This window comes from Telluria sp. ZB4P36 (assembly GCF_059685865.1).
This window is the reverse complement of sequence record NZ_JCASIE010000013.1, coordinates 21,604-35,877: the sequence shown is the minus strand read 5'-3', so window position 1 is coordinate 35,877 and position 14,274 is coordinate 21,604. Positions and strand designations below refer to the sequence as shown.

The 14,274-nt window shown below is 64.8% G+C and carries 14 protein-coding genes; 6 read left to right on the top strand and 8 right to left on the bottom strand.

What is annotated here, in order from left to right:
• The first annotated feature begins 23 nt into the window (after window positions 1-23).
• From metG to AC56LK_RS16785, 6 genes are all read left to right on the top strand, one after another.
• A complete protein-coding gene (metG, locus tag AC56LK_RS16810) occupies window positions 24-2,135 on the top strand; it encodes a methionine--tRNA ligase (protein ID WP_497185638.1) in 2,112 nt (703 codons plus the stop codon).
• A gap of 169 nt (window positions 2,136-2,304) precedes the next feature.
• The gene (locus AC56LK_RS16805; protein WP_497185637.1) at window positions 2,305-3,621 is read left to right on the top strand and encodes an enoyl ACP reductase FabMG family protein; all 1,317 of its coding nucleotides are present in this window, start codon (window positions 2,305-2,307) and stop codon (window positions 3,619-3,621) included.
• Window positions 3,622-3,687: 66 nt separating this feature from the next.
• Window positions 3,688-3,897: a DUF3460 family protein gene (locus AC56LK_RS16800; RefSeq protein ID WP_497185636.1), complete on the top strand. Its 210-nt coding sequence runs from the start codon at window positions 3,688-3,690 to the stop codon at window positions 3,895-3,897.
• Window positions 3,898-3,914: 17 nt separating this feature from the next.
• A complete protein-coding gene (locus AC56LK_RS16795) occupies window positions 3,915-4,805 on the top strand; it encodes a segregation and condensation protein A (RefSeq protein WP_497185635.1) in 891 nt (296 codons plus the stop codon).
• 41 nt (window positions 4,806-4,846) lie between these two features.
• Entirely contained in the window at window positions 4,847-5,686 is an 840-nt protein-coding gene (panC, locus tag AC56LK_RS16790; protein WP_497185634.1) for a pantoate--beta-alanine ligase, read from the top strand.
• An 8-nt stretch (window positions 5,687-5,694) separates the two neighbouring features.
• Window positions 5,695-6,468 (top strand): flagellar brake protein, encoded by a 774-nt coding sequence (locus AC56LK_RS16785; protein WP_497185633.1) that lies wholly within the window; start codon window positions 5,695-5,697, stop codon window positions 6,466-6,468.
• A 9-nt stretch (window positions 6,469-6,477) separates the two neighbouring features.
• Here the strand turns inward: AC56LK_RS16785 and AC56LK_RS16780 are convergent, their stop codons facing one another.
• The 8 genes from AC56LK_RS16780 to cheA all read right to left on the bottom strand — a co-directional run bounded on the left by AC56LK_RS16780 (window position 6,478) and on the right by cheA (window position 14,255).
• Window positions 6,478-7,683, bottom strand: coding sequence for an EAL and HDOD domain-containing protein (locus AC56LK_RS16780; RefSeq protein ID WP_497185632.1), 1,206 nt, complete (start codon window positions 7,681-7,683; stop codon window positions 6,478-6,480).
• 59 nt (window positions 7,684-7,742) lie between these two features.
• Entirely contained in the window at window positions 7,743-8,381 is a 639-nt protein-coding gene (gene cheZ, locus AC56LK_RS16775; RefSeq protein WP_497185631.1) for a protein phosphatase CheZ, read from the bottom strand.
• A 1-nt stretch (window position 8,382) separates the two neighbouring features.
• Complete coding sequence (cheY, locus tag AC56LK_RS16770) at window positions 8,383-8,778, bottom strand: chemotaxis response regulator CheY (protein ID WP_171081109.1); 396 nt, start codon at window positions 8,776-8,778, stop codon at window positions 8,383-8,385.
• Between the two features lie 121 nt (window positions 8,779-8,899).
• Window positions 8,900-9,961, bottom strand: a complete 1,062-nt coding sequence (locus AC56LK_RS16765; RefSeq protein WP_497185630.1) for a protein-glutamate methylesterase/protein-glutamine glutaminase — start codon at window positions 9,959-9,961, stop codon at window positions 8,900-8,902.
• A gap of 41 nt (window positions 9,962-10,002) precedes the next feature.
• A complete protein-coding gene (cheD, locus tag AC56LK_RS16760; RefSeq protein WP_497185629.1) occupies window positions 10,003-10,599 on the bottom strand; it encodes a chemoreceptor glutamine deamidase CheD in 597 nt (198 codons plus the stop codon).
• 5 nt (window positions 10,600-10,604) lie between these two features.
• Window positions 10,605-11,462: a CheR family methyltransferase gene (locus tag AC56LK_RS16755; protein WP_497185628.1), complete on the bottom strand. Its 858-nt coding sequence runs from the start codon at window positions 11,460-11,462 to the stop codon at window positions 10,605-10,607.
• 84 nt (window positions 11,463-11,546) lie between these two features.
• A complete protein-coding gene (locus tag AC56LK_RS16750) occupies window positions 11,547-12,050 on the bottom strand; it encodes a chemotaxis protein CheW (protein ID WP_497185627.1) in 504 nt (167 codons plus the stop codon).
• Window positions 12,051-12,077: 27 nt separating this feature from the next.
• Window positions 12,078-14,255: a chemotaxis protein CheA gene (gene cheA, locus AC56LK_RS16745; protein WP_497185626.1), complete on the bottom strand. Its 2,178-nt coding sequence runs from the start codon at window positions 14,253-14,255 to the stop codon at window positions 12,078-12,080.
• Between the last annotated feature and the right edge of the window lie 19 nt (window positions 14,256-14,274).

Sequence of the window (14,274 nt, the reverse complement as noted above, 5' to 3'; positions counted from 1 at the left end):
ATAACCAAAGCGCTTCGACCACCATGACCCGCAAGCTGTTCGTCACCACCGCCCTGCCCTACGCCAACGCTGCCTTCCATATCGGCCACATGATGGAATACATCCAGGCCGACATCTGGGTCCGGTTCCAGCGAATGCAGCGCGACAATGGACAGCAGCGCCAGGTGCACTTCGTCTGCGCCGACGACACCCACGGCACCCCGATCATGATCGCGGCCGAGAAGGAAGGCATCACGCCCCAGGAATTCGTGGCCAAGATCGCCGCCGGCCGCCCGCAATACCTGGACGGCTTCCACATCGCCTTCGACAACTGGTATTCCACCGATTCGCCGGAAAACGTCGAGCTCTCGCAGGGCATCTACCGCAAGCTCAAGGCGGAAGGCCTGATCGTCACCAAGACCGTCGACCGCTTCTACGATCCGGTCAAGGGCATGTTCCTGGCCGACCGCAACATCAAGGGCGAGTGCCCGACCTGCCACGCCAAGGACCAGTACGGCGACAACTGCGAAGTCTGCGGCGCCGCCTACCAGCCGACCGAACTGATCAACCCGTTCTCGGTCTTCACCGGCTCGACCCCGATCCTCAAGCCTTCGGAACAGTATTTCTTCAAGCTGTCCGACCCGCGCTGCTTCGCCTTCCTGAAGGAATGGCTGAACACCCCGGGCCGTCTGCAGCCGGAAATGGTCAACAAGGTCTCGGAATGGCTGGGCGAGTCGGGCGAAAAGCTGGCCGACTGGGATATTTCGCGCGATGCGCCCTATTTCGGCATCCCGATCCCCGATGCGCCGGGCAAGTTCTTCTATGTGTGGCTGGACGCCCCGGTCGGCTACCTGGCTTCGCTGAAGAATTATTTCAGCAAGCAAGGCATCGATTACGACGCCTTCCTGAACGACCCGGCGGCCGAGCAGGTCCACTTCATCGGCAAGGACATCGTGTCCTTCCACCTGCTGTTCTGGCCGGCGATGCTGAACTTCTCGAAGCACCCGATCATCGACAAGCTGAAGGTCGCGGTGCACGGCCACTTGACCGTCAACAACGAAAAGATGTCGAAGTCGCGCGGCACCGGCATCTCGCCGCTGCGCTACCTCGAGCTGGGCATGAACCCGGAATGGCTGCGCTACTACCTGGCCTTCAAGCTGAACGCCAAGGTCGAAGACCTGGACTTCAACGGCGAGGACTTCGTCGCCCGCGTGAACAGCGACCTGATCGGTAAATACATCAACATCGCCAGCCGCTGCGCCGGCTTCATCACCAAGAAGTTCGAGGGCAAGCTGGCCGACAGCCTGTCGGATACCGCCAAGGGCTGGATCTGCAAGGCCCTGATGCACGAAGGCGCCGAGCGCCAGGCGAACATCGCCGCGGCCTTCGAAGCGCGCGAGTATGGCCGCGCGATGCGCGAGATCATGGAGATCACCGACATCGTCAACCAGTACGTGGACGAGAACAAGCCCTGGCTGCTGGCCAAGGACGAGGGCAAGCTAGCTGAACTGCACGACGTCTGCACCACCGCGCTGATCCTGTTCCGCCAGCTGAGCATCATGCTGTCGCCGGTGCTGCCGCAGATCGCCGCCCGCGTCACCGAATTCCTCGGCGACGGCGAGCTGAGCTGGGCCGACACCCATGGCGCGGCCGTCTACGAAACCATGCTGGGCCGCACGATCGGCGCCTACAGCCACCTGATGCAGCGCGTGGATGCGAAGATGGTCGAGAACCTGTTCGACAAGCCGGCAGCGCCGGCAGCTGCCGCCCCGGTGGCAGAAGCTGCGCCCGCGGGCGACATCGAGGAACTGGCGCCCGAAATCTCGATCGACGATTTCACCAGGATCGACCTGCGGGTGGCGAAGATCGTCAACTGCGAACACGTCGAAGGCGCCGGCAAGCTGTTGCGCCTGACCCTGGACGTGGGCGAAGGCCGCCACCGCAACGTGTTCTCGGGCATCAAGTCGGCCTACAAGCCGGAAGACCTGATCGGCAAGCTGACCGTCATGGTCGCCAACCTGGCGCCGCGCAAGATGAAGTTCGGCGTGTCGGAAGGCATGGTGCTGTGTGCGTCGGCGGCGGACGAGAAGGCGAATCCGGGCTTGTACCTGCTGGATCCGATGCCGGGCGCGCAGCCGGGTATGCGCATTCGCTGATACCGGGCTGGCTGAATTGGGGGGAACAGTGCCGCCGGCATTGTTTCCCCCAATTGTTTGGACCGCCCTTTTGCGGCGTTATAATGGCATGTTTTTTCTGAAACTCGCGCCCCTACGGCCCTCGCCGGCAGGCCTTCTTCAGACCATTCAAAAATAGGTAGATAACAAGATGACCGAATTGACTCCTCTCCGCCACATCCCCCAGGCCAACGTGTTCCGCAAAGGCGACGTCTTCGTCCTGTTCGGCGAACTGTTCGGCCGTGGCTATGTGAACGGCCTGATCGATGAGGCACGCAAGGCCGGCATGAGCATCGTCGGCATCACCGTCGGCCGCCGCGACGAAACCGGCGCCCTGCGCGCCCTGACCGCGGAAGAGCATGCCGAGGCGGAAGAGAAACTCGGCGGGAAAATCGTCAACGTGCCACTGATGGCCGGCTTCGACATGGATGCGCCGGAAGGCGAGCAGAATCCGACCGAACTGCTGGCGAACGTCAAACTCAAGACCTGGCAGGACGACAAGCTGGACTGGGAAAAGATCGAGCGCTGCCGCGAAGCCGGCGTGCGCCGCTTCACCACCTCCGCCGCCCAGGCGATGGCCGAGATCGACAAGCTGATCCCGGAAGGTGCGAACGTCTTCTTCGCCCACACCATGGCCGGCGGCATCCCGAAGATCAAGGCCTTCCTGGCCATCGCCAACCGCATCTACAAGGGCCGCGGCGAGCGCTTCGAATCCTCGCGCGCGCTGCTCGACAGCGACCTGGGCAAGCTGATCCTGATGAACTTCGACGAAGTCACCGCCAACACCCTGAAGTACCTGATCGACGCATCAAGCGCGATCCGCGAGCGCGTCACGAAGGCCGGCGGCGAAGTGCGCTACACCGCCTACGGCTACCACGGCACCGAAATCCTGATCGGCGGCGAGTACACCTGGCAGACCTACACCAACTACACCCAGGGCTACGCCAAGATGCGCCTGGAATCGATCGCGCAGGCGGCCTGGAACCAGGGCATCGACGCCACCGTGTTCAACTGCCCGGAAATCCGCACCAATTCCTCGGATATCTTTGTCGGCGTCGAGCTGTCGCTGTTCCCGCTCCTGACCGCGCTGAAGAAGGAAGGCGGCGGCGCCTGGGCCGACCAGCAATGGCAGATCTGCCAGGACCTGCTGAACGAAGGCGTGTCGCTGCAGTCGCTGCTGGACACCATCGAACGCTACAACAACGACGCTACCAGCGCCGAATTCCGCAATTTCGAAGCCTGGCCGATGGACAACACCCCGGCACTGGCGGACGTCATGATCGGCACCTCGGAAGACATCACCGACCTGCACAAGGACAAGAAGGCCCTGATCACCGACCACCTGTCCAGCCTGGTGCTGGAAGGGGCCGGCCCGCTGATGTTCCATGGCGCTTCAGAAAAGATCGCACCGGTGCTGTGGCTCAGCCACGACATCATCGCCCGCCAGCTGAACGAACTGCACAAGTAAACTTGACCCGGAGGCGCCGGGGCGGAAGAATCTGCCCGGTCTCTTCGTTATCACTTTCTGGAAATTATGTTCTTCGCAAAACAACACTCGCTGTACGAATCCGAGCACACCAAGTTCATCAAGGAGCTCAAGGCCAAGACCCCCGGCATGGACGAGCGCCAGGTCGAAGGCCGTTCCCTGCTGTGGGACAAGGCCCCGCTGTCGCTCGACGAGCAGGAGCGCATCCAGCAGTCGCGCCTGCGCCAGCAAGCCTACCCGTACCAGACCAAGGTCTGAGGTAGGGACGCGCCCCCATGCTGCCCGAGCAGGCCGAGCACGAGCTGCCGGCCGGTCCCCAGCACGATGGGGCGCCTCCAGGATCCGACCCGCATGATGCCCACGTCACCGCGGCCGCCGAAGCGGCCGAGGGTACGATCGCGCGCCTGTACGGCGAGCCGCTGACGCGCCTGCCGCGCGACCTGTACATCCCGCCGGATGCGCTCGAGGTCTTCCTCGACGCCTTCGAAGGCCCGCTCGACCTGCTGCTCTACCTGATCCGCAAGCAGAACTTCAACATCCTCGACATCCCGATGGCGCAGGTGACCCTGCAATACCTGGAATACGTCGAGCAGATCCGCCAGCACAACCTGGAACTGGCCGCCGAGTACCTCTTGATGGCAGCAATGCTGATCGAGATCAAGTCGAGGATGTTGCTTCCCAAAAGGCAGGACGACCTGGTCGAGGACGTCGGCGACCCGCGCGCGGAACTGGTGCGGCGTCTGCTGGACTACGAGCAGATGAAGGCGGCCGCGCTGGCGCTCGGCGCCCTGCCCCAGGAAGGCCGCGACTTCGTGCGCCCGCAGCTGTTCGTCGAACAGGGCCTGGCGCCCGCGCTGCCCGACGTCGCCCCCTGGGACCTGCAGCGCGCCTGGCTCGACGTCCTGCGCCGGGCCAAGCTGACCCAGCACCACCGGATCAGCCGCCAGGAGCTGTCGGTGCGCGAGCACATGTCGGCCATCCTGCGCACCCTGCAGTCGCAGCGCTTCGTCGAATTTTCCGAACTCTTCGCAGGCCAGCACACGGTTCCGATAGTGGTTGTACACTTTGTCGCCATGCTCGAACTGGCGAAGGAAACCTTGATCGAGATCACGCAGGCCGAGCCATTCGCGCCGATCTATGTGCGCCTGGCCTATTCCCCGGCTTGAAAGCCGCTACATTCATTCTTGCATCTGTACATTACAACCCCATGAAAATCATCTCCTCCATCGACGAACTGCGCGACCAGCTGCGCGGCCAGCTGCGCACCGCCTTCGTGCCGACGATGGGCAACCTGCACGAAGGCCATCTTTCGCTGATGCGCCTGGCGCGCAGGCATGGCGACCCGGTGGTGGCGTCGATCTTCGTCAACCGCCTGCAATTCGGCCCGAACGAGGATTTCGACAAGTATCCGCGCACCTTCCAGGACGACGTCGCGAAATTGGAAAAGGAAGGCGTCTACGTGCTGTTCGCGCCGACCGAGAAGGACATGTACCCGGAACCGCAGGAATACCGCGTGCGCCCGCCCGAAGGCCTCGGCAACACGCTGGAAGGCGAGTTCCGCCCCGGCTTCTTCGACGGCGTCTGCACCGTGGTGACCAAGCTGTTCTCCTGCGTGCAGCCGCGCGTCGCCGTGTTCGGCAAGAAGGATTACCAGCAGCTGATGATCGTCCGCAATATGGCACGCCAGTTCGCCCTGCCGACCGAGATCATCGGCGCCGAGACCTTCCGCGCCGAGGACGGCCTGGCCCTGTCCTCGCGCAATGGCTACCTGTCGAGCGAGGAGCGGCTTGAAGCACCGGTGCTGTACCAGCAGCTGAACGCCGTCGCCGAAGCGATGCGCGCCGGCGGCCGCACGCCGGCCGAGGTCGAGCGCCAGGCGATGGAGCACCTGGCCGCACGCGGCTGGAAGCCCGACTACGTCTCGATCCGCAAGCGCATCGACCTGCAGGCTCCCGGCGCTGCCGACCTGGAAGCGGGCACGCCGCTGGTGGTGCTCGCCGCGGCCAAGCTCGGCAACACGCGCCTGATCGACAACCTGGAAATCTGAGCATCGCCGTGAACGACACCACCTCGCCCCTCACCCGCAAGGGCCCGCCGAAGGCGGACGATGCCCTCAAGCGCATCGGCAGCACCGCCACGCCCCATGAAATGCGCGACCCCTTCGACATCGGCGAGGCGCTCACGGCCCTGTCGCTGTCCGGCGAGCCGGTCACGGTATTCCCGACCGGCTGGATCGAGCCGTTGCTGGCCCGGGTCGAGTCGGTCGACCCGGAGCTGCCGCACTTCGTGCTCGACTTCACCGGCAGCGAACGCCCGCCCGCCGGCAAGGTCACCCTGGTCGCTTCGCTGGGCGGCAATGCCAAGCTGCAGTTCGAGCTCGACCAGTCATGGAAGCCGACGCCGGACAACTGCATGCACGTGGCGGCCGAGTTCCCGCCGACCTGCCTGGTGCTGAACCGGCGCGCCGCGCGCCGCGTGGAGACGCCGGTGGGCGTCAACTACATGGCCAGTTTCCGCATCAAAGGCGTGCAGATCGACCTGCCCCTCTACGATTTCTCGCAGGGCGGCGTCGGCATGCGGGCAACGCCCGAGCAGTGCTTCGGGCTGCACGTGGGGAAGAAGCTGGACGGCGTGCGCCTGGAACTGGGGCCGAACCTGGTCATCATGGCCGACCTCGAAGTGCGCCTGCTGCGGCCCTTCCGCACCTTCCTGCTGGGAGAACAGGTGCAGATCGGGTGCAGCTTCGCGAGTATTTCGATGCAGATGCAGCAGACGCTGGAGCGCTTCGTGACGACCGGCACCGTGGATCGGCGCGCCGCCGCGCGCTAGTTTCCGCCTTCAGGCAGCAACGCTCTGCGCCCAGGCCAGCGCCGACAGGTGCGCCTTGTTGACCTCCAGTGGGCTGATATCGAGCGCCTCCGCCAGCGAGGCCACCAGCTTGGAATTGAGCTCGCAGGCCTCCGCCAGCGCCAGGTAAGGCCCGTATTTCCCTTCGCGCGCCACCAGCGCCCTGACCACCTCTTCCGGCAGCTGCACCGACTCGAGCACCTCCAGCATCGGCAGCCCCAGCAGGCGGTCGAGCAAGGAGAACATGCCGGCGACGAACAGGTTCTCCGACTCCCCGCGCAGCGCCTTCTGGCCCAGCAGCTCGGCCAAGCGCCCGCGCACCACCGCGGTTTCCATCAGCACCGGCGAATAGCCGCTCGAGCTGGCCGTGGCCAGCAGCAGCACCAGCCAGCGGTACAGCGGCGCATAGCCCATCAGGGCGATGGCCTGGCGCAGCGACTGCACCTGGCGCGCGGCGCCGAATCCGGCCGAATTGATGTAGCTCAGCAGCTTGTAGGTGAGCGCCGGATCGCGCTTGAGCACGTTCTCGAGCTTGGGCGCGTCCTCGTTGTTCTGCACCATCTGCATCAGCTGGAGGATCACGCTCTGGGTCGGGTTCATGCCCTTGACCGGATTGCCCGGACGCGGGGTCAGGTGCAGCTTGCCCACGAAAGCGTCCAGGCCCAGCGCGGCGCAGGCGTCGAAGTCGGCCCAGGTGGCCACCGGGCGGCCCACCATGCGGACCGCCGCGTTCTTGGCGGCGGCATAGGTGCGCGCCTGGCTGGCCACGTCGGTGCCGGCGAACTGCACCTCCACATAGGAGGCATAGGGCGACAGGTTGCGGCCCAGCAGGTTGAGGTCGGCCCCGCGGATCGACACCCCCACGCCGCCCGCGCGCACCGCCTGGACCGCCGCGCGCACGTCGGGGTCGGTCAGCCTGCGGATGTTGAGGGTGAGGACGGTACGCTCGGGCGGCAGCGCATGCAGCGCATCGGTCGAGAGCATCGCGGGCACCGCGTCGAGGAACAGGATCTTGTCGCGCAGCAGCCAGCCTTGTTCGGGGTGGTTGACGTGCTCGGCGACGAAGCCGACCAGGTCTTCAAGCTCCTGGTCGGTCGCTACTTTGCCGTCGTGGTGCTGCCACGACAGCTCGTAACCGATGACGCGCTGCTTCGGGTCGAGCAGCGGTTCACGAACGATGAAGTTGGTTTGGTGCATGTGGGCGCGGAGAAGAAACTAAAACGAGCACGCGGCCCGGACGCCGACGGACCGACCCGTCAAAAACCGAGACTGTCGAGCAGATCGTCGACCTGGCCCTGGTCGGCTACCACTTCGCTCTTGCCTTCCGGGTTGATCTGCGGACCATTCAGCAGGCCATTGTCCAGCTCGCGCTTGATCTCGCTCGGCGCGAAGTCGATCAGCACCTGCACCAGCTGCTGTTCGAGGTTCTGGGCGATGCCCGTGATGCGGCCGATCACCTGGCCGGTGAGGTCCTGGAAATCCTGGGCCATCATGATGTCCATCAGCTGGCCACGGGTCGCCACCGCACCGGCACGGGACTCGTCCAGGCCGGCGATCGTGCGCTGGGCCAACGCGCGCCACTCGAGCTCCGACGCACCCTTGTCCAGCAGCGCTTGCCATGCGCCCGAGAGCTCGGCCGAGCGCGTTTCGATGGCGTCCTGCACCGGGCCGGCGGCATCGGTGGCGTCCAGCACGCGCTTGGCGGCCTGTTCCGACAGGCGCGCCACGTAGTCGAGGCGGTCGCGCGCATCCGGGATGTCGCTCGCCGCTTTCTCGATCAGCTTGTCGAGGCCGAGGCCGCGCAGGCTTTCGTGCAGCGCGCGCGTCATGTGGCCGATCCGGCCCAGGACCTCTTCGTGGGAGGCTTCGGCCTGGACAGCAGTCTGCTCAATCATCTCAGCCTGCCTTGTCCATCTTCTCGAAGATCTTGTTCAGCTTCTCGTCCAGCGTGGCGGCCGTAAACGGCTTGACCACATAGCCGCTGGCGCCCGCCTGTGCGGCCGCGATGATGTTTTCCTTCTTGGCTTCGGCGGTCACCATCAGCACCGGCAGCTTGGCCAGTGCGGGATCGGCACGGATGTTCTGCAGCATGGTCAGCCCGTCCATGTTCGGCATGTTCCAGTCCGACACCACGAAGTCGAATTGCTCGCTGCGCAGCTTGGCCAGGCCCATCACGCCGTCTTCGGCTTCGTCGACATTGGCATAACCCAGTTCCTTCAACAGATTCCGGACGATGCGGCGCATCGTCGAGAAATCGTCAACAACCAGAAAACGCATCTTTGGATCAGCCATGAATTACTCCGTTTTGAATCTTGTACTTTGGTTTATTGGGCGAAGACTGCATAACAGCCTCCAGAATAGCATTTTTGTTGCCGTACGGCGATAAAATGGCATCAATACAAGGCGTGCTGGATCAAACACGCAACGCCCTGCTCCCCTGCGAGGACAGGTGCTCGAGCACCATGCGCGGCAGGGACTGCAGGCTGCCGACTTCGTGGGCCGCGCCCAGTGCGATCGCCTCGCGCGGCATGCCGAACACGACGCAGCTCGCCTCGTCCTGGGCAAAATTGTGCGCTCCCGCATTGCGCATGTCCAGCATGCCTGCGGCGCCGTCCTTCCCCATGCCTGTCAGGATAACACCAACGGCATTTTTGCCCGCCGCTTCGGCCGCGCTTCGGAACAGCACGTCCACCGAGGGACGGTGCCGGTTGACCGGCGGGCTCTGCTCGATCCGGGTCATGTAGTTGGCGCCGGAACGGGCCAGCAAGAGGTGCGAATGCCCAGGAGCAATGTAAGCGTGGCCGGGCAGCACCCGCTCGTTGCCCTCGGATTCCTTGACGCTGATCTTGCACAGCGAATCGAGGCGCTTGGCGAAGGAGCTGGTGAAGCCTTCCGGCATGTGCTGGGCGATCAGGATGCCCGGGCAGTCCGAGGGCATCTGCATCAGGAATTCGCGGATCGCCTCGGTGCCGCCGGTGGAGGCGCCGATGATGATCAGTTTTTCCGACGAGATCAGCGGGCTGCGCAGGGCCGACAGCTGGGGCGCCGGCGCCGTGCCCGGGACCGCGCGCTTGACGCGGGCGCGCGCGGCGGCGCGGATCTTGTCGGCGATCAGCTCGGTGTACTCGCGCATCCCGGTCTGGATCGAGATCTTCGGCTTGGTCACGAAGTCGACCGCGCCCAGTTCCAGCGCGCGCATCGTGATCTCGGAGCCGCGCTCGGTCAGCGAGGACACCATCAGCACCGGCATCGGGCGCAGGCGCATCAGTTTTTCCAGGAAGTCGAGGCCGTCCATCTTCGGCATCTCGACGTCGAGGGTCAGCACGTCGGGGTTGTGGCGCTTGATCAGGTCGCGCGCGACCAGCGGATCGGGGGCCGTGGCCACCACTTCCATGTCGGGCTGGGAGTTGACGATTTCGCTCATCACGCTGCGGATCAGCGCAGAGTCGTCGACGATCAGTACCTTGATTGTCATGAGTCGCCTCTTTCAGGTCATTTTCTTCTTGTCGGAACTGGTCAGAACAGGTCGATGTCGCCGCCGACGGGTTCGACCTTGAGTCGCTTGGCGTAATCGAGCTCGCGTTTTGCCAGCGTATCGTTTTGGGTTTGCATCAGCTTCTTCACCAGCACCTTGCCGGTCTTGGGGAAGAAGTACACCTTGCGCGGGTAGATGTCGTTCAGGTCGGAGGCCAGCACGGGGATGCGCTCGGTCTTCAGGAAGTCGGTCACGAAGGCCGCGTTGCGCTCGCCCACGTTCATCGCCGTGAAGCCGCGCAGCACGGCGCCGCCGCCGAATACCTTGGCCTCCAGATGCTCGCGGCGCGCGCCGGCCTTGAGCAGGTCGTTGATCAGGATCTCCATCGCGAAGCTCCCGTAGCGCATCGAGGCCGACACCGGGCTGCCGCCGTCGCCGCCGCCGTCCGGCAGCATGAAGTGGTTCATGCCGCCCAGGCCCGTGATGCGGTCGCGGATGCAGGCCGACACGCAGGAACCGAGCACGGTCACGATCAGCATGTTCTTGCCGGTGTAGTAGTACTCGCCCGGCAGGATCTTGGCGGCGTCGCAGTCGAAGGTGCGGTCGTAGTAGACGTTGGTGGCGAACTGGTTGTTCATGTCGGTCAGCGGCGCGCCGCCCGGTCGAGTTCGTACACGGTCTTGCCGCGCAGGCGCAGCGCATCCGACACGTACAGGAAGTTTTCGGAATGCCCGGCAAACAGCAGGGCATGGGGCTTCATCAGGGGCACGAAGCGGGACAGGATCTTGCGCTGGGTGTCCTTGTCGAAGTAGATCATCACGTTGCGGCAGAAGATCGCATCGAACGCTCCGTCCACCGGCCAGTCGTTGGCCAGCAGGTTGAGCTGGCGGAAGCTGACCAGCTGGCGCAGCTCCGGGCGCACCCGCGCCATGCCTTCGTTGGCGCCCTTCCCTTTCAGGAAGAAGCGCTTCAGGCGTTCCTGGCCCACCTTCTCGATGCGCTCCATCGGGTAGACCCCGCTGGCGCCGACCGCCAGCACGTTGGTGTCGATGTCGGTCGCGACGATCTGCACCGGCGGCGTGAGGGTATTGAAGGCCTCGCAGGCGGTCATCGCGATCGAATACGGTTCCTCGCCGGTGGAGGCGGCCGAACACCAGATGGTGAACGGCCCGCCGCCCTTGCCGCGCAGGCCGGCCAGGTGCTCGGCCAGCAGCGGGAAGTGGTGGGCCTCGCGGAAGAACGAGGTCAGGTTGGTGGTCAGCGCATTGGTGAAGGCTTCCCATTCGGCCCCCATGCGGCCGGCCTCGAGATCGTCGAGGTAGCGCACGAAGGACTGGATGCCGGTGGCGCGCAGGCGCCGCGCCAGGCGGCTGTAGACCATTTCCTGCTTGCTGTCGGCCAGCGAGATCCCGGCGCGCTGGTAGATCAGCGCGCGGACCCGCTCGAAATCACTGCGCGTGAAGTCGAATTCCTTGACCGTGTCGGTTCTTTGCTGCGGCACGTCCTTGCCTCTTTCTTGCTGTTGCTGTTTGCGTTGCTCGTGCCGGCCGTGCGTGGGTGGCGGCTGTGCCGGCCACCCACGGCATCATGCTGCCAGCTTGTCCATCAGGCCCATCTCGCTGGACGACATCAGCTTGTCGATGTCGACCAGGATCAGCATGCGCTCGTCCACGGTGCCCAGGCCGATCATGTAGTCCGAGTTGAAGGCGGTGCCCATTTCCGGGGCCGGCTTGATCTGGTCCGGGGTGAGCGTGGTCACGTCCGAGACGCTGTCCACCACCATGCCCATGATGCGGCCGCCGATGTTCAGGATGATCACGACGGTGAACTGGTCGTACACCGGGGTGCCCAGCTTGAACTTGATGCGCATGTCCACCACCGGGATGATGATGCCACGCAGGTTGATCACGCCCTTGATGAATTCCGGGGCGTTGGCGATGCGGGTGACCGCTTCGTAGCCGCGGATCTCCTGCACCTTGAGGATGTCGATGCCGTATTCCTCGGAGCCCAGGGTGAAGGCCAGGAACTCGCTGCCCGCGCCTTCGATGGCGCTGCCGTCGGCCGGCTTGGTGTTCTGTACAGTAGACATGGTCACGTCCTCTTGGTTGTAGATGTATTAAAGGCTTCTGGAGACGACGGGGTCGTCGAGCAGCTGGCGCGAGGAGCGCACCAGGGCGGCCACGTCCAGGATCAGGGCGACGCCGCCGTCGCCGAGGATGGTGGCGCCCGAGATGCCGGCTACCTTGCGGTAGTTCGCTTCCAGGTTCTTGACCACCACCTGCTGCTGGCCCACCAGTTCGTCGACGAACAGCGCGGTCTTCTTGCCCTCGGTCTCGAGGATCACCACGATGCCCTCGGACGGGTCGGTAATGCGCGGGGCGATGTCGAACATCTGGTACAGGGGGATCAGCGGCAGGTACTCGCCGCGCACCTTCAGCACCTGGCCGCGGCCCGCGATCTCGCGGATGTCCTGCGGCGCCGGCTGCAGCGACTCGACCACGAAGGACAGCGGCAGGATGTAGATCTCTTCGCCGCTGCGGATCGACATGCCGTCCAGGATGGCCAGGGTCAGGGGCAGCGAGATCGAGATCGTGGTGCCGAAGCCGCGCGCCGAGCGGATGTCGACCGTCCCGCCCATCGAAGCAATATTGCGCTTGACGACGTCCATGCCGACCCCGCGGCCGGAGACGTCGGTCACCTGCTCGGCGGTCGAGAAGCCCGGCGCGAAGATCAGCTGCCAGACTTCCTCGTCGCTCATGTCGTCGGACACCGGCAGCCCGTTCTGGGCCGCCTTGGCCAGGATCCGTTCACGGTTCAGTCCCCCGCCGTCGTCCGAGACTTCGATGACGATGTTACCGCCCTGGTGGCCGGCCGACAGGAACAGGCGACCCGCGTCCGACTTGCCGGCGGCGACGCGCGTCGCCGGCATCTCGATGCCGTGGTCGATCGAATTGCGCACCAGGTGGGTCAACGGGTCGACGATGCGCTCGATCAGGCCCTTGTCCAGTTCAGTGGCGGCGCCGTTGGTGATGAAGTCGACCTTCTTGCCGAGCTTCGATGCCAGGTCGCGCACCATGCGCGGGAAGCGCGAGAACACGAAGTCCATCGGCATCATACGGATCGACATGACGGCTTCCTGCAGCTCGCGCGTGTTGCGTCCGAGCTGGCTGATGGAGTTCAGCAGGCGCTCGTGCGCCATCGGGTCCAGGTTGCCGCTCCTCTGCTCGAGCATGGCGTTGGTGATCACCAGCTCGCCGATCAGGTTGATCAGCTGGTCGACCTTCTCGACCGACACGCGGATCGAGGACGATTCGGCATGCGGGTCCTTCCTGGCCGCCTTCTTCTCGGCGGCCAGTTCGCTGGCCAGCTCCGACAGTTCGATCGGCTCCGGGCCCTTCGGCGCGGCAGCCTGCGGTTTCGGCTCGTTGGTGATGCCGGCCGCGGCGCGGATCTGTTCGATCGGCTGGAAGAAGCCGTAGCCGCGCTCGTCCTCGGACAGCTCGTCTTCGCTAGAAGCGGCGGCGCCCTCGTCGTCGAAGTCGAAGAAGCCGTAGCCCTGCTCGTCCTCGATGCGCTTGCGCTCCGCGGCCTCGATGGCGCGCTGCTCGGGCGTGAGCGCGGGCGCCTCGAAGATCTTCAGGTCGTCCGGGTTCAGCACGAAGGAGCAGATCGCGATGATGTCGTCCAGGCTCTCGTGGGTCGTGATGATGATGGCGCTGCGGCCGCCGTCGAGCGGGGTGACCTTGGCGCGGCCCATCAGGCCCAGCTCGTCGACCAGGGCCGTGATGTCGCGCGGTTCCACCGCCGGCAGCTCGATCTTGTAGCGGTGCGCACCCTCGGTGGGGTGATGTGCCTTGGCTTCCGCCGTCAGGTAGGACGGCGCCACCACCGGCGCCTGCGGCACCAGTCCCTCGGCCAGGTCGTGCAGCACCATGCGCACGTTGGCGACCGCTTCCCGGTCCACGGCCGCACCGTGGCGGTGGCCGTCCAGCTGCATCTTGAGGCTGTCCTTGGCGGCCAGGAAGGCGTCCACGTGGTTCGAGGTGAGCGCCATCTCGCCCTTGCGGATGCGGTCCAGCAGCGACTCGAGCACGTGCGTGACTTCGCTCATGTCGGTCAGGCCGAAGGTCGAGGCGCCGCCCTTGACCGAGTGCGCGGTGCGGAAGATCGCGTTCAGGTCTTCCGGGTCGGGCGATGCCAGGTCGACGCCCAGCAGCAGCCGCTCCATTTCGGCGAGCAGTTCCTCTGCCTCGTCGAAAAAGACCTGGTAAAACTGGCTGATGTCGATCGTCATGATGAAATCCGTTCTGAAG

Coding starts and splice junctions, on each gene's coding strand:
- metG (WP_497185638.1), top strand. CDS start 24: ATGACCCGCAAGCTGTTCGTCACCACCGCCCTGCCCTACGCCAACGCT.
- AC56LK_RS16805 (WP_497185637.1), top strand. CDS start 2,305: ATGACCGAATTGACTCCTCTCCGCCACATCCCCCAGGCCAACGTGTTC.
- AC56LK_RS16800 (WP_497185636.1), top strand. CDS start 3,688: ATGTTCTTCGCAAAACAACACTCGCTGTACGAATCCGAGCACACCAAG.
- AC56LK_RS16795 (WP_497185635.1), top strand. CDS start 3,915: ATGCTGCCCGAGCAGGCCGAGCACGAGCTGCCGGCCGGTCCCCAGCAC.
- panC (WP_497185634.1), top strand. CDS start 4,847: ATGAAAATCATCTCCTCCATCGACGAACTGCGCGACCAGCTGCGCGGC.
- AC56LK_RS16780 (WP_497185632.1), bottom strand. CDS start 7,683: ATGCACCAAACCAACTTCATCGTTCGTGAACCGCTGCTCGACCCGAAG.
- cheZ (WP_497185631.1), bottom strand. CDS start 8,381: ATGATTGAGCAGACTGCTGTCCAGGCCGAAGCCTCCCACGAAGAGGTC.
- cheY (WP_171081109.1), bottom strand. CDS start 8,778: ATGGCTGATCCAAAGATGCGTTTTCTGGTTGTTGACGATTTCTCGACG.
- AC56LK_RS16765 (WP_497185630.1), bottom strand. CDS start 9,961: ATGACAATCAAGGTACTGATCGTCGACGACTCTGCGCTGATCCGCAGC.
- cheD (WP_497185629.1), bottom strand. CDS start 10,599: ATGAACAACCAGTTCGCCACCAACGTCTACTACGACCGCACCTTCGAC.
- AC56LK_RS16750 (WP_497185627.1), bottom strand. CDS start 12,050: ATGTCTACTGTACAGAACACCAAGCCGGCCGACGGCAGCGCCATCGAA.
- cheA (WP_497185626.1), bottom strand. CDS start 14,255: ATGACGATCGACATCAGCCAGTTTTACCAGGTCTTTTTCGACGAGGCA.